Here is a 22,202-nt window from a genome sequence, read left to right on the forward strand (position 1 = left end):
GAGCCGTGACACACCGAGCCTCTGCCTGCTTCTGGCGGCGAAGCGGAAATTATTTCCGCCGCCAGACGCCGTGGTACCGCATTCCTCTACCCGTCTCAGCAGGAGAGCCAGTGGATTGTAAATCAGTAACCATCCCTACGGACTGTCGTACAAGAATATTAGGCGATCAGGATTTGTTAACCTCTTCAACGGCTTGAAAAAGAGCGGGTTCCTCAGCTGGGAATCCTAGCTTCGGAGGGCCGCACGACCTAAGCACCTTTAATCTTACGTCCTCGCGTGCGTTCCGCCCTGGCCAACCTATCGAAATCCAGTCCGCGGTACGGAGACAGATCGATGCCCGGGAGCGGCATATATGCAATCTGCCGAGCTTTGGTTTCGGTCAATGTCTTGAAACCATAGAGCTCATGCTCATCTGCACCCAGTTCATGGCCGGCTTGCAACTTTCGATCACGGGTTTCGATACCTTCATCGCCGGAGGTAGAAATGAACCCGCTCCTCAGGGAATGGTACACTTCCTGACGAACCTCCTTGATGCCCGCCCGCTCGAATAGCCGAGCCATATATGAAGAGGCGCTCTTACTGGGGTCAGCCAGCCTGTTGAGTTCCTTGAAAATGAACTCACCACCTTGCTCTTTCGCCCACTGCGGAAACCCGATTTCGACGAGGAAATTGTGGAGAACGAAAAAGCTGACGCTGGCATTTGTCTTGTACGGAACTCGCCGCCAGACACCGTCGCCGTAGACAATGCCACCAGTCTGCGCGACCCACACGCCTTCGAATTTTTCGCGGAAATCGATGCCCTGGAGATGCACCAGCAAACCGAGCCGTCTTCCGGTCAGCAGGCCGAGGAGTGGCAGCATTGCATTGTCCAACAGACCCGACTGCACGCCCGTTCTGAGCAGCAGCTCGACCTTCCTTTTCGACAGCGGTTCCGTCGGGACTGATTCCCGGGCGGAATCCGGGTAAACCAGTTTCGTGCCAGCAATCGGGTTGGAATAGTCATAGGTGGTTGTCCGGGACCCGAAGACCGTTTTGACGACCGCGACATACCCTTCCTGCAACGTTTTGCGCGCCAAGGTTTCCAGATGGAAATCCTGGTTGCTGGCAATAATCTGGCGCGGTGTCAGGTTGTCGTCCCGATCCTTCTGCTTAGCCGGCCAATATTTCATAAGGTCGATAAAGGCTTGCAGATCGGTCGGCGTGTAGGTGTCGATCGGATGGTCGCCGATCAGCTCGACGAACAGATTGAGACGGAATTCCGCGATGTCGAGGTCCGTGCTTTTCCCAGACTTGCCCGATTGACGGAGCGTCAGATACTCGGATGCGACCTGACTGAACAGCGGCTTCGTAGACGGCTTGCGTTCGACGGTTCTGCGATCCGCCTTGAACGCAGGCGTTTCCGAACGTGAAATCGGCCCTTTCTTCGATCGCTTGATCGAAGGAGCAATTGGCATCGCGGTCTGTGCAGGTGGCACGGGCATCTGGGTAGATGAATAGAGCTGCTCGGGAATCGAGATATGCCCGGCCATTTCGTCATATTTGGCGATATGCCGTGCGACGAGCATGTCTGCGTTGTCGGCAATCATCTCATCATGAGGCTGCCCCGATTGTTTCGCGGCAACCTCCCGACCGATACGAACAAGCCCGCGCATCATCTCGAGACCTTTGGCCTCCTCCGGCGTCGGGGCGCGAGCGGGCTCGCGCAAGTCAAACAGTCCGCCTTTGAGAATCAGCGTCGCGAACTCGAACGGCCAGTCGTCGGCAGGAATATCCTCGTCAGCGAAGGCACTCACGATGCGCGCCAGATCGGGTCCCTCGTAGCCAGCCATTCTCTTTTCGATCTCCTTGAACACTGTTCTCGCCAATGCAGCCAGCGCATCAGCAAACTCCCGTGCTTCCTGATGCGGCAGAGCACCGAGGCTGATGCGTATCGGTCGCGAGCCTGCGCCGCCGCCGATGCGTTTCGGCAATCTGATCTGAAAAAGGTAGATGCCGCCGCTTCTGACCAGATAGAGCCCGGAAGATCGCGTTTTAAGCTTGCGATTTCGTTTCTTCGCGGAAATCATTTCCGCGTCCGGCGATACATCGGACTGTACATCGAGCGATACAATGCGCGATACATTCATGACTGAACTTCCCTGGTGAGGGCAATCGGTCAGGAATTCACGAGGAAACCCAAGGGCTTGCGAGTAATTGGGGAAGAGTGACCCAACGAATGGCGGAGAGGGTGGGATTCGAACCCACGATACCCTTGCAGGTATGCCGCATTTCGAGTGCGGTGCATTCGACCACTCTGCCACCTCTCCGCATGCGCGAACGCTTGCGTTGCGCGCTCCTCTTAAACATCAATGGCGGGACTGACAAGGGAAATTTCTTGTTTGTGTCACAAATTATTCGTCATGGGCGAGGCCGCGGAAAAGCTTTGGCATACGGCCGTTTTCGCGGATATTTTTGACGTGACAAGCCTCAAGCTTCAGCCGAGGCCGCCGGCTGGCGCCGCGGCCGGTGTCTGGCTGAATTGAAGGAGAGACTGGCGATCAGGCAGAGCACGGTGACGGTGACGGCGGAAATAGCATCGTGCCGGGGGTGATCATCAGCGTGTTGCATGTGGCGGCAATGATGCACGAAATAGACAGATGCGCCGCCTCAAGCCGCATCCATCAGATGGCGGCGCCACGGTGAGAAGACGGCGAGCAGCTTTCGTCGCTACACGAACCGGAACGGCAGGCCAGAGATCAGCGCTTTGACAAATCGCTTTTTCTGAAAATGCCCGTTCAGCGATACGCGGGGCAGCAGTGTCGGCTTTTCGAGACTGTGAGGTCCGAGAACACCGGCCTGCGTGGTAACCGCAACGGGAAACCCCGCGTCAAACACCGCCTTCGCCTCACGCTCTCCGGCGGCTTTCGACCAGCCATAGGGATAGGAAAAGGACCGGGGCGGATGGCCAACATAGGTCTCTACCCGGCGCGTCGATTCCTCGATCTCGTAAGCCAGACGCACCGCATCGATCCTGCGCATGTTCACATGCGTCATGGTATGGGCACCGAGATGAGCGAGCGGATCTGCCGACAGCACCTTGAGTTCCCCTGCATCCAGGACGAGTTCGTCCACGATCGCGATGGGATCGATACCGTGTTGCCTCGCGGCGCGATCGATCCTCTCCACCGCCTCGTCTTCCACCAGGGTCTGGACGAAGGCTTCAAGACGCGTGTATGCCTCCGCTTTTTGGGAAAGACTGGCGGATTTCACGTATTCCGGCCCCGATCCGAAATCGAACTCGAAGGACGCAGCTTTCTGCGTCAGCGCGGCGGCGGTTTCCCACCACACGCTGCGTGTCCTCTCGACAAAACCCGGCGTGATGAAAATCGTGTAGGGAACGCCGTATCTGCGGAAAATCGGGGCCGCATATTCGGCATTGTTGCGATAACCGTCGTCAAGCGTGAAGACGCAGAACGACCGCTTGTCGGAATCATCAGCAAGCAGGCCTGGCAGATCATGCAGATGAACGGGAACGAGACCACATTCGAGTGCGGCCTCTATCGCCTCTTCCAGAAATTGCGGCGTGATGGACAAATGCGCATTTGGCGCAAAGGCCGGCCCCCCCATGTCCGGGCGAACATGGTGTAGCGTGAAAATAACACCGCGTCCGGCAAAGGATGGAAAGGCCGAACGAACCGCCGGGAGAGAGCTCACCTCCAGCCCCGCCCTTATCGCCCCGTATTTAAGGGAGCGTTTGACCGATTGCAGCAGCATTCCTGTCGATTGCCGTGAATTCAGACCTGGCAAAACCCGTTTTTTGATGACTCTCCCGACCGTGAGCGGCAGATCGATCAGGCCTGGCAACGGATCGTTGGGCGCAAAAGCGGCCCAGCTGCGGATTTTGCGCAAAGAGGCCAAATACTCGCCGATGCCCGCCTGGCCGCGCCGGTTCAACTTGAATGCCGCAACGGCATCACGGACAAGATAGGACCACGACACGCCATCCCGCGCGAGCGGTGCCTTGCCGGTCGGCACGTTATTGGCCACCTGCCACAGGAGGGCGCCAAGATCGACGCCGGCAGCCGAACAGAGGCCAAACCACGACCACGGGCGCGGATTGACATCAAGGAGTTTCAGCGAACCATCCCTGCCATCCCGCTTGAACTCCACCTCGACAAGCCCGCTATGACCGGCTGATTTCAATATTTTCCGGGCCGCATCGATCGCTTCAACATTATCGATAACCTCGACGCAGGTACTGGTATAACCGAAATCGACAGGATATTGGCGCGTGCGCCGGGCGGTGAATTCGGCAACCGGCTCACCTTCCCGCCACAGCGCCGCATAGGAAAACTGGCTTTCTCCCCCGCCGGGAATGAGTTCCTGCACCACGACATTGGCAGCACCGATCTCGCTGCTTGCCTCGGCAAAAGCGGCTTTCAGCGCCTGCCGGTCATCGGCGCGGATGACCTTCGCCCGCGAAATCACGGTGTCGCCGCCGCCCATATTCGGCTTCAGGATAACGGGGAATGTGACGTCGAGCGCATCGGCGTCATCGGCGGATGTCAGCGCATAGGTCCGGGGAAAACTGACACCGAGTTCCGCAGCACGTCTGTAGAGCAGCGGCTTCTCACACAACCATTGAAGGGATGCCCAATCGGGCAGAACGATCCTGTAAAGGGCGGAAAGCTCTTCGCGATGTTCCGAAACAAGCTGCACCTCGCCATCTCCCGAAGGCACCAGAAGGCAACCCTTCAGATGATGCTTCGTGGCCATTTCACGCAGGAACGATATCGCCCCGGCATCGCGCGGACCTGACCAGCGGATCGTTTCCCGCACGAAACGCGACCAGCCCGGCAAAGGTGAATCATGTGTGAGATAGTGCACGGGCACGTTCAGGGCGCCAAGGCTGCGGGCAAGGGCAAGCGTGCCGTGAGCGCCCCCAACAATAACAACACCTGGAATGGTCAAAGTCTGATCCCCGTCCTACTCCATACCTTGATCGCAAAAATTGTTAAATAAATTGGATATTTCTAAAGTATCTAACGGACGGGTATCGGATTGCGGGATCCGAAGCGCTTTCTGCTCTTTCAGCTTATTACGAGCGCTTCGGTATCTGCTTTGAATGTGACTGCGGATCCCGCCTCACGCCTCTTTACGCACGGCGCGCGGCTCGCCATTGTCATCCACCGCAACCATGATGAAGACGGCCTCCGTGACCTTATCCCGGGAGTCCTGATAGTGCCTGCGGGTCCAGGCCTCGATCTTCAGCGTGACGGAGGTGCGGCCGACCTTTTCGATCCTGGTGTAGACGCACAAGGTATCGCCGATCTTGACCGGTTTCTTGAAGACGATTTCATGGACCGCCACGGTGACGGTGCGCCCGCCCGCCACATCATTGGCGCGCACGAAAGCGGCAAGGTCCATCTGCGACATCACCCAGCCGCCGAATATATCCCCGGCCGGATTGGCGTCCGCCGGCATGGCAAGCGTTCTGAGCGTGAGTTCCATATCTGCGGGCGGTTGCTGGTCCATCTCTCAAAATCCTTTCACAAACCTCCCGCCGCCGGACTTAAACAACCGCGCGCCCTCAGCCAATAGCCGATTTTTCGCGGCAGCCCTTCCAAAACAGCAAGGAATCACAGAGCCATCGTAAGCTTCGGTTAACCATGATGGGGCACGATTCCAAAAAACGCGAGGGCGTGCGAATGGCCTATGACTGGAGTGGAAATAACACGATACAGCAGCGCTACGATCGCATCATCCTGGCGGTCGCCGGCGTCGTCGCCATCAGCCTTGCGACCGGGACACTTGCCCTGCGCTCGCAGGACGGGCCGGACGGCACCATAAGCCTTGCCAAACAGCAGCGGCTCGATTCGGAAAAATGGCACCTGCGGCTCTGATCCCTTAATGCGAAGCACTATCCGGCTTCGCTGGATTTTCCTTGGCAGGCGTATGATCCAGATGGGCCACAGCCGGCGAAAGAACTGACAGAAATGTCTCGGACCTTCCGATATAGACAATCGCCACACCTTCAATAGCGTGCAGAACCTCGGCCAGCGTATCCTGCGTCTGTTTTTCCAGCCCTTCCAGCAGGTCGTCGATGACGATGAATTTCGGTTTTAGCAACAGGGCATTGGCGATCCTGATGCTCGCTTGCTCATCCGAATCCAGCCTCTTGTCCCAGCGGATGTTCTCATCGAGACGGGAGGCCATGTCGCCAAGCCCGCATGCGGTGAGCGCCGCGAGATAATCTTCCTCCGCAAATCGCTGGGGCGCGCGCGGATAGGCGAGAATTTCGCGCAGCGTGCCCGTTGGCAGATAGCCGTGCTGGGCGATGAAAAGCGTATCGGATTGTTCGGGCATTTCTATCCTGCCCTGCCCCCATGGCCACAGGCCCGCCATCGCAGCAAAGAGCAGCCGCCGGTTCACGCCCTGCTCGCCATTGATCATGAGACGATCACCGGGCCCGATTGCAATGTCGGCCTCGCGCAGCCGGAAACTCCGCTCCAGATCCTGCCCGCCCGCATCGCGGCAGATAATCACCGACTGCAGCCGGATCTTTTCATTGTCAGCGCTTCGTTGCAGGTCGATCGCCAGCCCATGCTGTTCAACGCTGTCCATCTGGATCAGGGCGTTACGAAACACCGAAACGCGCTGCAGCGTCGCCTTCCAGCTGGCGATCGGCCCGAAATTGTCGATATACCAGCGAAGCGCAGTATTGACCTGGTTGAAAGCCCCCACAGCCATCATCAGCCCGCCGAAGGTGAGGTTGCCGGAAAAATAGACCGGTGCGGCGATCAGAATGGGCGCGACAACCGCAAGCCAGCCGTAACCGGAAGACACCCACGTCAGATGGGTCAGCGCCATGGCCAATCCGCGGATCACACCGAGTACGGCGTCGATATCGACGCCGATCCGCCGCCGCTCGTTTTTTTCACCGCGCGCAAGTGCGATCGCCGCCAGGTTTTCGCTGGCGCGCATCAGTGAAAAGCGCAGTTCAGCCTCTTTTGAATAACGTTCCGCATTCAGCCCGACCAGACGGTAACCGACGAGATTGCTGAGCAGCGATGCCGAACCCGCGTAAAGAATTGCCGCCCAAACCATATATCCGGGGATTGCGACCGGATCGCCATTGATGGTGATGGAGAAACCCGCCGAGAGTGACCAGAGAACGCCGATAAAGCTGATGAGCAGGATCGTTGCGTTTACGAGGCCGATGGAAAGCGCGGTGCTGCTTTCCGCAAGGTTGCGGACATCATCATGGAGACGCTGGTCCGGGTTGATCGCGATCGTACCGAAACCGGCAAGACGCGCAGCGCGCCCGGGCTTCAGCCATTGATCCACCATGTCCTTGGCAAGACCCTCGCGCATGTTCAGCGCCGTCATCTGGTTGAGCCAGGTCTGGATGACGTTGAGAAGCAGCAGCAGCCCGGCAATGATGGCGAAGACTTCCAGCTGGTGGAGGAAGGCGTCGAGATCGCGCCGTTCCAGCGCGTTGTAAAACGGGGCGTTCCATTCATTAAGCCTGATCTGCCCATAGGCAGTGAGCAATATCACCGCCAGAAGTGCGATCGACAGCATTATCAACCGGGTGCGCACCGGCGACGTCCAGAAGGCACGACCCATCATGCGCAGCTGCGCAGGAAAATCGAGGTCGAAGCCCGAAAGGTTAGCCGCGCTCTTGCGCTGATCGTCGGTCACCGTGGTTGCCATTCATTCCATTCCGAAACGTCAGTCGGCAAAGAAAGCGGGCCGCGACCCTGCGCCTTGCGATGCCAAGCAATAACACGCCGTTCGACCTTGTCTACAATCCCGTCGAAATCACTGTGGCGGCGGTTGAAAAGCCCGGGCAATTCTCTGCGCAGGCAAACATCGCGGCCTTTACCAACAATGCGATGGCCCCCGGAAATGATCCTTGCTTTCTTTTCCTGCATTGCACAAAATCCGAATAATTTCAGAGGGGCGGACAAACCGCATAAACCGGAAAAACCGGGCAAGGCAGATTAATGGCGATCAAAGCGAGCATCTATCATCTGACGCATTATAAATATGACAATCCGGTTCGCCTTGGACCACAGATCATAAGATTGAAGCCCGCCTCCCATTCCAGAACCCGCGTCATCAGCCACTCGCTCAAGGTTTCGCCCTCCAACCACTTTGTGAACCTGCAGCAGGACCCATACGGCAACTACCTCGCCCGGTTCGTTTTTCCCGAGCCGACAACGGAGTTCAAGATCGAGGTCGATCTTGTCGCCGATATGACGGTTTACAACCCGTTCGATTTCTTTGTCGAGGAAGAGGCGACCAAGTGGCCGTTCGACTATCCGCAGGAACTGCGGGACGATCTCTCGATCTACATGAAACCGGAACCGACCGGCCCTCTGCTTTCCGCCTTCATGGCCACCGTGGACCACACACCCGGACAGCCGACGGTGGATATGGTCGTTGGTCTCAACGCCCGTCTGCAACAGGAAATCGGTTACGTCATCCGCATGGAGCCGGGTGTTCAGACCCCGGAAGAAACGCTGGCCTCCGGCAAGGGTTCATGCCGCGACACCAGCTGGCTGTTCGTCCAGATATTGAGGCATCTCGGCCTTGCTGCGCGTTTCGTGTCGGGATACCTCATTCAGCTCACCCCCGATCTCAAGGCACTGGACGGTCCATCCGGCACCGAAGTGGATTTCACCGATCTGCACGCCTGGGCCGAGGTCTATATGCCGGGCGCCGGCTGGATAGGCCTTGATCCCACGTCCGGGCTTCTCACAGGCGAAAGCCATATTCCCTTGGCGGCCACACCGCATTATCGCAACGCCGCGCCGATCTCCGGCGGTTATTTCGGCGAGGCGAACACGGAATTCGCTTTCGACATGCAGGTCCGGCGCGTTGCCGAAACCCCGCGCATCACCAAGCCCTTTTCAGACGAAAGCTGGGAGAGCCTCAACGCGCTCGGCGAAAAGGTCGATCAGGTTCTGAACGCCCACGACGTCAGGCTGACCATGGGCGGCGAGCCGACCTTCGTTTCCATCGACGACTTCGAATCCGAGGAATGGAACACCGGGGCGGTGGGGCCGACGAAACGCGAAAAGGCGGACGCCTTGATCCGCCGCCTGCGTGAACGTTTCGCCCCCGGCGGTTTTCTGCATTACGGACAGGGAAAATGGTATCCGGGCGAAAGCCTGCCGCGCTGGACCTTTTCTCTCTATTGGCGAAAGGATGGAATGCCGATCTGGCAGGACCCGGCGCTGATCGCCGAAGAAGGCGCGGATGCCGGCGTCGAGGCCGAGGATGCGCAGAAGCTCCTCAGCGGCATCGCCACCCATCTCGGCATTGAGCCGGAGCTGGTGCTGCCGGCTTACGAGGACCCGGCCGAATGGATCATCAAGGAAGGCAGCCTTCCAGACAATGTCGATCCGTCCAATTCCAAACTGAAGGACCCTGAAGAGCGAAACCGTATCGCCCGCGTGTTCGAGCGCGGTCTGACGACGCCAACGGGTTATATTCTTCCGGTTCAGGCGTGGAACGCCAAGGCGGACGGCAAGCGCTGGGTCAGCGAGAAATGGAAGACACGGCGCGGCAAGATTTTCCTCGTTCCGGGCGACAGCCCCGTGGGTTACCGCCTGCCGCTCGGCACCCTGCCCCACGTGCCGCCATCCGCCTATCCCTATATCCACGAGGCTGATCCCTCGATCCCGCGAGGGCCGCTTCCCGACATATTCAAACCTTCCGGGCGCGCCATGCCGGAAGCTTCTTTCCAGGCCGATGAAGCCTCCAGCCAGGAGCGCATCGAACAGACACTCGGAGAAATCGGCGGCGCGGTGCGCACCGCTATGTCGGTGGAACCACGCGACGGCCGGCTCTGCGTCTTCATGCCGCCTGTCGAACGTATCGAGGACTATCTCGAACTGATCGCGGCGGCGGAAGCGGCGGCGGCCGATCTCGGATTGCCCGTTCACATCGAAGGTTATGCGCCCCCGCATGATGAGCGCATCAATGTCATTCGCGTCGCGCCCGATCCCGGCGTCATCGAGGTCAATATCCACCCCGCCTCCAGCTGGAAGGATTGCGTCGACATCACGACCGCAGTCTATGATGAAGCGCGCCAGACGCGTCTCGGCGCAGACAAGTTCATGATCGATGGCCGCCATACCGGCACCGGTGGCGGCAACCATGTGGTGGTGGGCGGCGCCAACCCCAATGACAGCCCCTTCCTGCGCCGGCCCGATCTTCTGAAAAGCCTCGTTTTGCACTGGCAGCGGCATCCGTCCCTTTCCTATCTGTTCTCCGGCCTGTTCATCGGCCCGACAAGTCAGGCGCCACGCATTGACGAAGCCCGTCACGACAGTCTCTACGAGCTGGAAATCGCGCTTTCGCAGGTTCCTGCCCCCGGCGAGGGCGTGCCGCCGCTGCCCTGGCTGGTCGATCGTCTCTTCCGCAATCTCCTGACGGATGTGACGGGTAATACCCACAGGGCCGAAATCTGCATCGACAAGCTGTTTTCGCCGGACGGACCGACCGGCCGCCTCGGCCTTGTGGAATTCCGTGGCTTCGAAATGCCTCCGAATGCCCGCATGTCGCTTGCCCAGCAATTGCTGGTGCGCGCCCTCATTGCCCGCTTCTGGCAGAGCCCAGCCGGTGGTAAATTCGTGCGCTGGGGCACGGCGCTCGCCGATCGCTTCATGCTGCCGCATTACATCTGGGCGGATTTTCTGGATGTGCTTGCCGATCTCAGGGAAAACGGCTTCGACCTGAAGCCCGAATGGTTCACAGCACAGCAGGAATTCCGTTTCCCCTTCTTCGGCGAAGTGGAATATGAGGGCGCGAAACTGGAATTGCGTCAGGCTCTGGAACCCTGGCACGTGATGGGTGAACAGGGCGCAATCGGCGGAACCGTGCGTTTTGTGGACAGCTCCGTGGAGCGCCTGCAGGTGCGCCTCGAAACATCCAACCCGTCCCGCTTTACTGTGGCCTGCAACGGACGCGCGGTTCCGCTCGTCGCAACGGAGAACCACAGCGTTGCGGTTGCCGGCGTCCGCTTCAAGGCATGGCAGCCCTCCTCGGGCCTGCATCCCGTGCTGCCCGTCAATTCACCCTTGACCTTTGACATTTATGATACATGGTCGAGGCGATCGATCGGCGGATGCATCTACCATGTTGCTCATCCGGGCGGGCGCAATTACGAGACGTTTCCCGTCAACGGCAACGAGGCCGAGGCACGACGCCTTGCCCGTTTCGAACCATGGGGACATACGGCAGGGCAATATCCGCTTCATGCGGAAACCGTGTCGCCAGAATTTCCGCTGACGCTCGATCTGCGCCGGCCATACGGAGTTTAAATTGTCCAAAGCCCCGGCAACGGAACGCAAGACGGAAACGAGCGCGCCACCGCGCGGGCTTGACTACTCCACCTTGCCGGGTGTGGCCGATGAAATGCTCGACACCAACGGCAAGGTCAGGCCGGTCTGGAAGAACCTGCTCGGTGCGCTCTCGCGCATGTCTGAGCGCGAACTGCATGAACGCTTTGCCCGCACCGACCGCTATCTGCGCGATGCGGGCGTGTTCTACCGCGATTACGGCAAGGGCAGCAGCGAAAGAAACTGGCCGATTTCCCATATTCCGGTGCTGATCGATGACAGGGAATGGGCAGTTCTTTCCGAAGGGCTGAAACAGCGCGCCAATCTTCTCGAAGCCATGGTCGCTGATTTTTACGGCGAAAACCGGCTGGTGAAGGAAGGTTACGTACCGCCGGCGCTGATCGCCTCCAATCCGGAATATCTGCGGCCGATGGTCGGCGTAAAACCGGCAAGCGGCCACTATCTTCATTTCTGCTCGTTTGAAATCGGGCGTGGACCTGATGGAAACTGGTGGGTGCTGGCCGACAGGACGCAGGCGCCTTCGGGCGCAGGTTTCGCGCTCGAAAACCGGGTGGCGACCACGCGTGCCCTGTCCGACATCTATGCGGAAACCCATGTGCACCGTCTCGCCTCTTTTTTTGGCGCTTTCCGCGATACGTTGCAGGCGCACAGAAAACACCCCGATGACCGTATCGCGGTGCTGACGCCCGGACCCGCCAACGAAACCTATTTCGAACACGCCTATATAGCCCGTTATCTCGGCTTCATGCTGCTGGAGGGTGAGGATCTGACCGTCGTCAACGGCAGGGTCATGGTCAGAACCGTGGCAGGGCTGAAACCGATCGGTGTGCTCTGGCGGCGTCTCGATGCTTCCTACTCCGATCCGCTGGAACTCAACCAGCAATCCCATATCGGCACGCCCGGCATGGTGCAGGCGCTGCGCAACGAGGCGCTCACCATCGTCAATGCGCTTGGCAGCGGTATTCTCGAAACGCGGGCCTTGCTTTCCTTCATGCCGCGTGTCTGCCGCCACCTGCTTGGCGAAGACCTGAAACTGCCGTCGATCGCGACCTGGTGGTGCGGGCAGGAATCCGAACGGCGCCACGTTGCCGGCAATATCGAAGGCATGGTCATCGGCCCCGCCTATTCCCGGCTTCCCTTCTTCGACGACAACGGCCAATCAGTGCTCGGCTCGTCGCTCCGCGAAACGGCGAAGGAATCGATCAGCGACTGGCTCGCCTCCGACGGCCACAGGCTGGTCGGCCAGGAGGTGGTGACACTCTCCACCACGCCGGCCTATGTCGACAACAAGCTCGTGCCACGCCCGATGAGCCTTCGCGTTTTTGCCGCCCGCACCCAGGATGGCTGGCAGATCATGCCGGGCGGTTTTGCGCGGATCGGCAGCAGCAACGACGTATCCGCCATCGCCATGCAATCGGGCGGCAGTGCGGCGGATGTCTGGATCGTCAGCGACAAGCCGGTGGAACGCACCACGCTTTTGCCTGCGGAAGAAAGCTTCACCCGCAACATGCCGGGCAGCCTGCCAAGCAGGGCCGCCGACAATCTCTTCTGGCTCGGCCGCTATATCGAACGCTCGGAAGGCGCGCTGCGCATCCTGCGTGCCTGGCACGGGCGTTATGCCGAATCGGCCGATCCGCGCCAGCCCCTGCTTGCCCATGTGACGCGCTATCTGGAAGCGCTCGACGTGGAGATGAACGATGCCGTGCCGGAAAGCCTGCTGAACAACATCAACAGCGCGGTTTATTCCGCCAGCAACATCCGCGACCGCTTTTCACCCGATGGATGGCTGGCGCTGAACGACCTTGCCAAGACCGCCCGCCGGTTCCACGCAAAGGTGTCGCCTGGCGACGACGCGACCCATGCCATGACGATCCTGTTGCGCAAGCTTGCGGGCTTTGCCGGTCTCGTGCACGAAAACATGTATCGTTTCACCGGCTGGCGGTTCCTGTCGATCGGCCGTTATCTCGAGCGTGGCCTGCATATGACGCGGCTGCTCGGCCATATGACCGGGCCCGATGCGCCCGATGGATCCTATGACATGCTGCTGGAAATCGGCGACAGCGTCATGACCCATCGCCGCCGCTACAATGTCAGCACGGCGGGACTGACCGTCACCGATCTTCTGGCGCTCGATCCGCTCAATCCACGGTCCATCCTGTTTCAGCTGAACGAAATCCGCACCGAGGTGGAACAGCTTCCGAACGCCTTTGTAAACGGGCAGATGTCGCCTTTTTACCGCGAGGCGATGCGGCTGCATTCCGGCCTTGCGGTCATGACGCCGGAAAACATGAATGGCGCGATCTATCGCCAGCTCGAAACGGACATGGAACACCTGTCCGATGTTCTTGCCCAGACCTATCTCGGATAACCCGATGCTTTACGATCTCTCCCTGCATATGGGTTACACCTACGACACACCGGCCCATGGTGCGCGGCACATCATCCGTGTCCTGCCTTTGTCCATCCCCGGCCGGCAGCGGCTTGTCGCCGGATCTCTCGATGTTTCTCCTGTGCCGGAAGAACGCGTCGTTTTCGACGACTTCTTCCATCAATCGGCCACCTCCGTGCATCTGCGCGCGCCGCATGAGAAGCTGGATATCCGCATGCAGGCGCGCGTGATGGTCGAGGCGGCGGCCCTGACGGCCGATTTTTCACCGGAGCTTTCACGGTTGCCGCAAGATCTTGCCGATGTCTGGTCGCTCGATTTCCAGTCGCCGCACCATTTCATCGGCGCCAGCCCGAGAATAGGGATGGATGCGGCAATCGCAGCCTATGCGCGGGAGCTGCTGAAACCGCGAATGACCATTCGCGAAATCGCGCTCGCCATGTGCAAACGCATCCACAAGGACTTTACCTATGATGGCGAGGCAACGACCGTGGATACGACGCCATCGGAAGCCTTCAAGCTGAAACGCGGCGTTTGTCAGGATTTCTCGCATATCATGATCATGGCGCTGCGCAGCCTCGGCATTCCCGCCGGTTATGTCAGCGGCTTCCTGCGCACCATTCCCCCGCCGGGCAAGGAACGTCTGGAAGGGGCCGATGCAATGCATGCCTGGGTTCGCGTCTGGTGCGGCGAGGCGGCGGGCTATCTGGAACTCGACCCCACTAATGATATCGTCGCCGGCAGCGACCATATCGTCGTCGGTTATGGCCGGGACTATTCCGACGTCGCACCGGTGATCGGGGTATTGAAGAGCTATGGCAACCAGCAGATAAAACAGGCCGTCGACGTCATCCCCGTCCAGTAATGATGCAAGGTGTATTGTTTCGAAATTTGCTGGAATTAATTCTTAAAAATACTTCAAAAACTGCGCCAATTTGAGCGCCGCATAAAATTGAACCCATCACGTTAGCGGATTTTACATCGTTTGCGGGTTTCCTGCGCTCAGTCGTATATTCTAATCCGTGAGCCCCATCATGACCGCCTCCGCCTATCAAAAACTGAAGCGCCGTTTCCTTGCCGATACCAACGGCAATTTCGGCATCATGACGGCAGTATTGCTACCGGTGTTGCTTGGCTTTGCCGGCGCTGGCTTGGAACTTGCAAATGTGATGCAGGTGAAAGCGGATTTGCAGAATACGGCAGATTCAGCAGCCCTTGCGGCGGCGACCGAGGCTCGTTTGAAGGAAGGCGCACTGACCGACGAACAAATCAAGGAGATCGCCAAGGCTTTCATCGCCAGCCAGCTGGAAAAGAACCTGACCGAGGAAGAGAAGAAGGCAATCGAGAAGAATTCGCCAATCAATATCGGTACGACGGAAGATACCCGTGGCAAGACTTACACAATCGAGACCACGATCAACCGCGAGATACAGCTCAATCCTCTGCTTGGGTTAATCGGGGTAAAAACACTCGAAGTTTCGGCAACCGGGACCGCAAAGAGCACGGTCAACAAGGGCGCGCCGATTTCCATGTATCTGGTGCTGGACCGCTCGGGTTCGATGTCCTTCAAGACCGATACCGTCGACACCAAAAAAACGTCGTGCCAGAACTACACGTCCGATAACTGGGGTAGCTATCCCAATCTTAAGAACACGTCGCCCTGCTACGTTAACAAGGCCACTTCGCTAAAAACTGCGATAGGCTTTCTCGTTGCCACTCTGAACAAGGCCGATCCGACTTATACGGCGAGCGGCGGCTCCGAACTGGTCCGAACAGGTGCCTCTGTCTATACACATGAGAGCTATGCTGCTCAGGCCCTTAACTGGGGGACGAGCGGCGTCGTCAGCTATGTCGACAAACAAATTCCAGAATTCCCTACTGGCGGCACGGACGCGACGAGCGGCCTGAACGCCGCTTACAACGCGCTCAAAAAGGTGAATACAACGGAAGCCACCGCTCATAAAAAACAGAAAAACGAATCCTTCGAACGCTACATCGTTCTGATGACGGATGGCGAAATGACGGGGTATAGCGCCGCGTGGAACTCCGGCATCGACCAGGCCGTACGTAATACCTGCGATACGGCCAAGAAGGACGGCATCAAGATTTTTAGCGTGGCCTTCATGGCGCCCGACAAGGGCAAGTCCCTGCTGCAATATTGCGCCTCAAACCTCGACAATTATTACGCGCCCGAAAACATGCAGCAGATCGTCACCGCTTTTGGCGAAATCGCGCGCAAGGCTGCCGGCAGCATTGCCACGCTGACCAACTGATGAAAATTCGGCGAGCGGGGCCTTGAGACGGCGTCGTTTGCAAGGAGCGATGCTTCCTGGAGATTCTGTCCGGCTGCATGGCTGGCAAGTCGTGAGCGGCAGGTGACAGCGGCGGCGGCCCGTGGCATAGGAGGGCGCTCCCATTCACAGGCCCCGTCATGATCCGCATCGAAAATATCAGCAAGTCGAACAGTCACCGCATTCTTTACATCGAGGCCTCCGCCGCACTCAATCGCGGCGAGAAGATTGGCCTTGTCGGCCCGAACGGCGCTGGCAAGACCACGCTGTTCCGGATGATCACCGGAGAGGAACAGCCCGATGAGGGACAGGTCGTCGCCGAAAAGGGCATGACGATCGGCTACTTCAATCAGGATGTCGGCGAAATGTCCGGCCGCTCAGCCGTGGCCGAAGTCATGGAAGGCGCCGGCCCGGTCAGCGAAGTGGCGGCCGAGCTCAGGCAACTGGAAGCCGCCATGTCCGATCCCGACCGGATGGACGAGATGGACGCCATCATCGAACGTTACGGCGAAGTGCAGGCGCGGTATGAGGAGCTGGACGGATATGCGCTCGAAGGCCGTGCCCGCGAGGTTCTGGACGGTCTGAGCTTCAGCCAGGAGATGATGGACGGCGATGTCGGCAAACTTTCCGGCGGCTGGAAAATGCGCGTGGCGCTCGCCCGCATTCTTCTGATGCGACCGGACGTGATGCTGCTCGACGAACCCTCGAACCATCTCGATCTCGAAAGCCTGATCTGGCTCGAGGATTTTCTGAAGAACTACGACGGCGCGCTTTTGATGACCTCGCACGACCGCGAATTCATGAACCGCATCGTGACCAAGATCATCGAGATCGACGGCGGCAGCCTCACCACCTATTCCGGCGATTACGGCTTTTACGAACAGCAGCGGGCGCAGAACGAAAAACAGCAGCAGGCGCAGTTCGAACGCCAGCAGGCCATGCTTGCCAAGGAAATCAAATTCATCGAGCGCTTCAAGGCGCGCGCCTCGCACGCCGCGCAGGTGCAAAGCCGCGTGAAGAAACTCGACAAGATCGACCGCGTCGAACCCCCACGCCGGCGTCAGACGGTCGCTTTCGAATTCGCACCTGCGCCCAGATCGGGCGAGGATGTCGTCGCGCTGAAAAAAGTGAACAAGGCCTATGGCAGCCGCACGATCTACGGCGAACTGGACTTCATGGTACGGCGCAAGGAACGCTGGTGCATCATGGGCGTCAACGGTGCCGGAAAATCGACATTGCTGAAACTGGTGACCGGCACAACAGAGCCGGATTCCGGCAATGTCACGCTCGGCGCCAGCGTCAAGCTCGGTTATTTCGCCCAGCACGCCATGGATGTTCTGGATGGCGACAGCACCATTCTCGAATGGCTGGAAGAACGCTTTCCGAAAGCGGGCCAGGCACCGCTGCGCGCCCTTGCCGGCTGTTTCGGCTTTTCCGGCGACGACGTGGAAAAACGCTGCCGCGTTCTCTCCGGCGGTGAAAAAGCCCGTCTCGTCATGGCCGCCATGCTGTTCGACCCACCGAATTTCCTCGTGCTGGACGAGCCGACGAACCATCTCGACCTCGACACCAAGGAAATGCTGATCAAGGCCCTGTCGCAATATGAAGGCACGATGCTGTTCGTTTCCCACGATCGCCATTTCCTGGCCGCGCTTTCAAACCGGGTGCTGGAACTGACACCGGACGGAATCCACCAATATGGCGGCGGATACACGGAATATGTGGAAAGCACCGGACAGGAAGCGCCGGGCCTGCGCAGCTAACCGGAAGCCGTACGCATAGGCCCGCTACGGCAACTTTCGTACTCTATACCGGAGAAGCAGATGCGGATCGTCGTCTATAGCGCCAAACCCTATGACAGGCAGTTCCTTGACGCGGCTGCAGGGTCCGGCATGCGGATGCAATATTGCGAAGCGCGGCTGTCTCTTGAAACGGTGGCACTGGCCAAGGGCGCTGTCGCGATCTGCGCCTTCGTCAACGATGATCTGTCGCGGCCCGTGCTGGAAAAACTGGTGGAGATGGGCGTGCGGCTCGTTGCGCTGCGCTGCGCCGGCTTCAATCAGGTCGATATCGCGGCTGCCGAAAAGCTGGGCCTGACCATTGCGCGCGTACCTGCCTATTCGCCCCATGCGGTCGCCGAACACACGATGGCGCTCATACTGGCGCTCAACCGCAAGATTCACCGCGCCTATAACCGGGTGCGCGAAGGCAACTTCGCCCTGGATGGCCTGCTTGGTTTCGATCTTCACGGCAAGACGGTGGGCATCGTTGGTACCGGAAAGATCGGCGCGATTTTCGCACGCATTGCTGCCGGTTTCGGCTGCCGTATCATCGGCCATGATCCTTACCCAAATCCAGATTGCGAAGCCCTTGGCATGGTCTATGTCACCCGGGAGGAATTGTTCCGTACATCGGACGTTCTCGCGCTGATGTGCCCGCTCACGCCTGAGACCCGTCACCTGATCCGCCGGGATACGTTGCCGCTCCTGAAGAAGGGCGTCATGCTCGTCAACACCAGCCGCGGGGCTATCATCGACACACGCGCGGCGATTGCAGGTCTGAAGGATGGCACGATCGGCAGTCTCGGCATCGATGTCTATGAGGAGGAGGCAGACCTCTTTTTCGAAGATCTTTCCAACGATGTGCTGCGCGATGACGTCTTTGCGCGATTGCTGACTTTCCCGAATGTTCTGGTCACCGGCCATCAGGGGTTTTTCACGCACGAAGCGCTCAAGAACATTGCAGACACCACGATCGGCAATGTGCAGAGCTTTTTCGACACCGGCAAAGCCCTGCACGTCGTTTCCACCCGGCAGCTGGCAGGCCCTGCCTGATCTCCGCTACGGCCGGCAAAAAGCCTTTCAACAGGGTACTGAAATCGTCCGCAATGCAATTGCCCGTCCCAGATCTCCGGTATAGGTTTCGGGCGATCTTTTGATACGTTTTCACACCGGACCGGTCGGGTAACAGATGCAACTCAAGGACTGCTATAATTTTCACGATTTTCGCCGCATGGCGAAACAGCGTCTTCCCGGACCGATCTTCAACTACATTGATGGCGCTGCCGATGACGAGGTGACGTATCGACGAAACACGGCCGCTTTCGAGAATTGCGATCTCGTTCCCGACGTGTTGCGAGGCGTGGCGGATGTGGACATGTCTGTCACCGTCATGGGGCAGAAGCTGGCAATGCCGGTCTATTGTTCCCCGACGGCGTTGCAGCGCCTCTTCCACCACCAGGGCGAGCGGGCGGTTGCGGCAGCGGCGGGAAAATATGGCACCATGTTCGGCGTCTCCTCGCTTGGCACCACCAGCCTCGAGGAAGCGCGCCGCATCAGCGGCGGGCCGCAGGTCTATCAGTTCTATTTCCACAAGGATCGCGGCCTCAACCGCGATATGATGGCGCGCGCCAAGACTGCCGGCGTGCAGACGATGATGCTGACGGTAGACAGCATCACGGGTGGAAACCGCGAGCGGGACAAGCGCACCGGCTTTGCCATTCCCTTCAAGCTCAATCTTTCCGGCATCGCGCAATTCGCCATGAAACCGGCATGGGGGATTAATTACCTCACGCATGAGCGCTTCAGCCTGCCGCAGCTTGACGGCCACATCAAAATGGATGGTGGCGCGCTTTCCATCAGCCGCTATTTCACTGAGATGCTCGACCCTTCCATGAACTGGGACGATGTGGCGCAGATGGTGCGCGAATGGGGCGGGCCCTTCTGCCTGAAGGGGATTATGTCCGTCGATGACGCAAGACGCGCGGTCGAGATCGGCTGCAGCGGCATCGTGCTCTCCAATCATGGCGGCCGCCAGCTCGATGGTTCGCGCAGCGCCTTCGACCAGCTTGCCGAGATTGTCGATGCGGTCGGTGACCGGATCGATGTCATGATGGATGGCGGCGTGCAGCGCGGAACCCATGTGCTCAAAGCACTGTCACTGGGCGCGAAAGCGGTTGGGCTCGGCCGCTATTACCTTTTTCCGCTCGCTGCCGCCGGACAGCCCGGTGTGGAGCGGGCTCTCGAACTGATGCGCATCGAAATCGAGCGCGATATGAAGCTTATGGGCTGCACCACCGTCGACCAGCTGACACGCCGGAACCTTCGTTTTCGCGACTAAGGCGACTGGAAAAACTGAACGGAGCTTTCAACCGAAATCCCGCGTCTCTATCGGCGAGCCGGAAGACAATCACAGCCGGCCACTGGCATCACATGCCATTTCAATCGTGTTTCGCCGATGCTCCAGAAGCGCAGCCCCGATACTCCAGACAAGCGCCAGACAGATCAGCCCACAGACACCACCCGCCATCAATGAACGATGGCGCTTGGTGTCGAAAACAAACAACCATCCGACAGTGGCATAGGCCGCGAGCGCCGGCACGGCGGCTATCAGAACGGAGATTGGCCCGTCGCAATCAACGGCATCGATGCCGATGGCGCGATATTCGTTCGGTGTTCCCAATACCCCAAGGGCGGCGACGGGAAACATCGCGGCTAAAACGGCATAGCGGAAAAATCGCGGTGTATCGGGCATGGCTTCTCCATAGCCGGATAATCAACTATGCGAACCTGCAAGAAACCGGGTGAAGGGGTTTCCACCGACGGCAGCGGCTTCAACACGCCACTTGCGAATTGCTGGATTGAAGATTGCCCGCTTTCGCAGGGAAATCCAGCATTTTGAACGGCTTTCATCTTGGCAGGCCACGCAAATCATGATTATCGTTGCATCATGCAACCATAATGGATTTAACGTGTCTCAACAATCCTTCACCATAAACGACATCCGCTCCACCTCGCGTCGGCTTGTCCGCGAGCTCGGTTTTATGGGCGGAGACTTCGCTGGCACCGACTTGCCGCCCTCTGCGGTGCATGCCCTGATCGAAATCGACGCATGCCCGGGCATCACGGCGCGTGATCTCGGCAAGCTGCTTCGGCTTGAGAAATCCAGCGTCAGCCGCATGCTTCGCAAACTCGTTCTGTCCGGCGACGTCCGGGAAGAGACGGACGATGAAGATAGTCGTATCAAGCGGCTGCATCTCTCCGGACAAGGGCAGGAACGGGCCGGCGCCATTCACAGCTTTGCAAACAGGCAGGTGTCGAGCGCGCTGACGCGGCTCACGCGGGCGGACGGCCATACGATCCTCGAAGGACTTCGCCTTTACGCCGATGCGCTGGGAGGCCGGAGCGACAAGGCGGCTCCCACCATCGATATCGTCGAAGGCTATAGACCAGGCCTCATTGCCCGCATCACCCAGATGCACGCGCTTTATTATGCCCGGACATCGGGCTTCGGCCAACGCTTCGAATCCGTTGTGGCTGAAGGCCTCGCCTCCTTTTGCAACCGGCTGGAAAACCCGAAAAATGCAATCTGGGTCGCAATGCGGGGACAGGAGATCATCGGCTCCGTCGCAATCGACGGCGAGGATCTGGGGCCGGGTGTGGCGCATCTGCGCTGGTTCATCGTCGATGACGGCGTGCGCGGCGGCGGTGTCGGGCGCAGGCTGCTGGCAACCGCGCTCGCCTTTGCGGATGAAAATGCCTTTCATGAGACCCATCTATGGACGTTCAACGGCCTTTTGGCCGCACGGCATCTTTACGAGGCCCATGGTTTCGCATGTGTCGAAGAACATCCGGGCAGCCAATGGGGAAGCGAGGTTCTGGAGCAGCGTTTTGTCAGGCAACTCAACGGCATGCCCGCCCCGCGCGGCTGAGCTCAGACGCTGCTGAGCAAAAGGCTGGTTTCGCTGTTTGAGACGCCGTCTATCATGCGGACCTCGCGCAGCACGCGATCGAAATCCGAGAGGCTTCCGGCGCGGATGTTTGCCACAAGGTCCCAATTGCCGTTGGTGGTGTGCAGCGAGGAAATCTCTGCGATGCCACGCAGCTTGCGGATGACCTGCGTGGTGGATTTGCCCATTACCTCTATCATCATGACCGCATGTACCGCCCGGTCATCATAATCCTCGCGCACCCGCACGGTGAAACCAAGCAGCGTGCCGGTTTCCGTCAAGCGGTCCAGCCTGTTTTGAACCGTTCCGCGCGCCACACCCAGCACATCCGAGAGCTTGGCCAGCGAAGCGCGGCCGTCGACCCGCAGATGGGCAATGATTTGCCGGTCGAGCTCATCAGGTATGTATTTTGCGATGCTCATTTGAATATCTGACAGAATTGA

16 protein-coding genes and 1 tRNA gene are annotated in these 22,202 nt (G+C 59.0%); 9 read left to right on the top strand and 8 right to left on the bottom strand.

Annotation, left to right across the window (positions count from 1 at the left end; all coding sequences use genetic code 11):
• Positions 1-248: 248 nt before the first annotated feature.
• The 4 genes from JZY08_RS19550 to JZY08_RS19565 form a co-directional block, all read right to left on the bottom strand.
• The gene (locus JZY08_RS19550) at positions 249-2,126 is read right to left on the bottom strand and encodes a hypothetical protein (protein WP_216333254.1); all 1,878 of its coding nucleotides are present in this window, start codon (positions 2,124-2,126) and stop codon (positions 249-251) included.
• 90 nt (positions 2,127-2,216) lie between these two features.
• Positions 2,217-2,306 (bottom strand) — tRNA-Ser (locus tag JZY08_RS19555).
• A 400-nt stretch (positions 2,307-2,706) separates the two neighbouring features.
• Entirely contained in the window at positions 2,707-4,950 is a 2,244-nt protein-coding gene (locus tag JZY08_RS19560; protein ID WP_216333255.1) for a polysaccharide deacetylase family protein, read from the bottom strand.
• A 174-nt stretch (positions 4,951-5,124) separates the two neighbouring features.
• Positions 5,125-5,514 carry an acyl-CoA thioesterase gene (locus tag JZY08_RS19565; protein WP_035242922.1) on the bottom strand — a complete coding sequence of 130 codons (390 nt, stop codon included), beginning with the start codon at positions 5,512-5,514 and terminating at the stop codon, positions 5,125-5,127.
• Between the two features lie 173 nt (positions 5,515-5,687).
• Between JZY08_RS19565 and JZY08_RS19570 the strand changes: the two genes are divergently transcribed.
• Complete coding sequence (locus JZY08_RS19570) at positions 5,688-5,882, top strand: hypothetical protein (RefSeq protein WP_164056821.1); 195 nt, start codon at positions 5,688-5,690, stop codon at positions 5,880-5,882.
• Between the two features lie 4 nt (positions 5,883-5,886).
• On the opposite strand, the gene JZY08_RS19575 is transcribed toward JZY08_RS19570, so the two are convergent.
• Both JZY08_RS19575 and JZY08_RS19580 read right to left on the bottom strand, forming a co-directional pair.
• Entirely contained in the window at positions 5,887-7,695 is a 1,809-nt protein-coding gene (locus JZY08_RS19575; RefSeq protein ID WP_216333256.1) for an ABC transporter ATP-binding protein/permease, read from the bottom strand.
• Positions 7,680-7,916 (bottom strand): hypothetical protein, encoded by a 237-nt coding sequence (locus JZY08_RS19580; protein ID WP_137067609.1) that lies wholly within the window; start codon positions 7,914-7,916, stop codon positions 7,680-7,682. Before JZY08_RS19580 ends, JZY08_RS19575 begins: the two co-directional genes overlap by 16 nt.
• A 72-nt stretch (positions 7,917-7,988) precedes the next feature.
• On the opposite strand from JZY08_RS19580, the gene JZY08_RS19585 reads away from it, so the two are divergent.
• From JZY08_RS19585 to JZY08_RS19615, 7 genes are all read left to right on the top strand, one after another.
• A complete protein-coding gene (locus tag JZY08_RS19585; RefSeq protein WP_216333257.1) occupies positions 7,989-11,315 on the top strand; it encodes a DUF2126 domain-containing protein in 3,327 nt (1,108 codons plus the stop codon).
• Position 11,316: 1 nt separating this feature from the next.
• The gene (locus JZY08_RS19590) at positions 11,317-13,722 is read left to right on the top strand and encodes a circularly permuted type 2 ATP-grasp protein (RefSeq protein ID WP_216333259.1); all 2,406 of its coding nucleotides are present in this window, start codon (positions 11,317-11,319) and stop codon (positions 13,720-13,722) included.
• 4 nt (positions 13,723-13,726) lie between these two features.
• The gene (locus JZY08_RS19595; RefSeq protein WP_216333261.1) at positions 13,727-14,605 is read left to right on the top strand and encodes a transglutaminase family protein; all 879 of its coding nucleotides are present in this window, start codon (positions 13,727-13,729) and stop codon (positions 14,603-14,605) included.
• A gap of 169 nt (positions 14,606-14,774) precedes the next feature.
• On the top strand, positions 14,775-16,013 hold the full coding sequence (locus tag JZY08_RS19600; RefSeq protein ID WP_216333263.1) for a TadE/TadG family type IV pilus assembly protein: 1,239 nt from the start codon (positions 14,775-14,777) through the stop codon (positions 16,011-16,013).
• Positions 16,014-16,171: 158 nt separating this feature from the next.
• On the top strand, positions 16,172-17,794 hold the full coding sequence (gene abc-f / locus JZY08_RS19605; protein ID WP_216333265.1) for a ribosomal protection-like ABC-F family protein: 1,623 nt from the start codon (positions 16,172-16,174) through the stop codon (positions 17,792-17,794).
• 60 nt (positions 17,795-17,854) lie between these two features.
• The gene (locus tag JZY08_RS19610) at positions 17,855-18,865 is read left to right on the top strand and encodes a 2-hydroxyacid dehydrogenase (protein WP_216333267.1); all 1,011 of its coding nucleotides are present in this window, start codon (positions 17,855-17,857) and stop codon (positions 18,863-18,865) included.
• Between the two features lie 136 nt (positions 18,866-19,001).
• A complete protein-coding gene (locus tag JZY08_RS19615; RefSeq protein WP_082185276.1) occupies positions 19,002-20,150 on the top strand; it encodes an alpha-hydroxy acid oxidase in 1,149 nt (382 codons plus the stop codon).
• Positions 20,151-20,219: 69 nt separating this feature from the next.
• On the opposite strand, the gene JZY08_RS19620 is transcribed toward JZY08_RS19615, so the two are convergent.
• Positions 20,220-20,564 carry a hypothetical protein gene (locus JZY08_RS19620; RefSeq protein WP_216333269.1) on the bottom strand — a complete coding sequence of 115 codons (345 nt, stop codon included), beginning with the start codon at positions 20,562-20,564 and terminating at the stop codon, positions 20,220-20,222.
• A gap of 178 nt (positions 20,565-20,742) precedes the next feature.
• Between JZY08_RS19620 and JZY08_RS19625 the strand changes: the two genes are divergently transcribed.
• On the top strand, positions 20,743-21,741 hold the full coding sequence (locus tag JZY08_RS19625; protein ID WP_035243264.1) for a helix-turn-helix domain-containing GNAT family N-acetyltransferase: 999 nt from the start codon (positions 20,743-20,745) through the stop codon (positions 21,739-21,741).
• Positions 21,742-21,743: 2 nt separating this feature from the next.
• Here the strand turns inward: JZY08_RS19625 and JZY08_RS19630 are convergent, their stop codons facing one another.
• Positions 21,744-22,181 carry an Lrp/AsnC family transcriptional regulator gene (locus JZY08_RS19630; protein WP_003497825.1) on the bottom strand — a complete coding sequence of 146 codons (438 nt, stop codon included), beginning with the start codon at positions 22,179-22,181 and terminating at the stop codon, positions 21,744-21,746.
• Positions 22,182-22,202 lie beyond the last annotated feature (21 nt).

Source organism: Rhizobium sp. X9, from assembly GCF_018873185.1.
GTDB lineage: Bacteria > Pseudomonadota > Alphaproteobacteria > Rhizobiales > Rhizobiaceae > Agrobacterium > Agrobacterium oryzihabitans.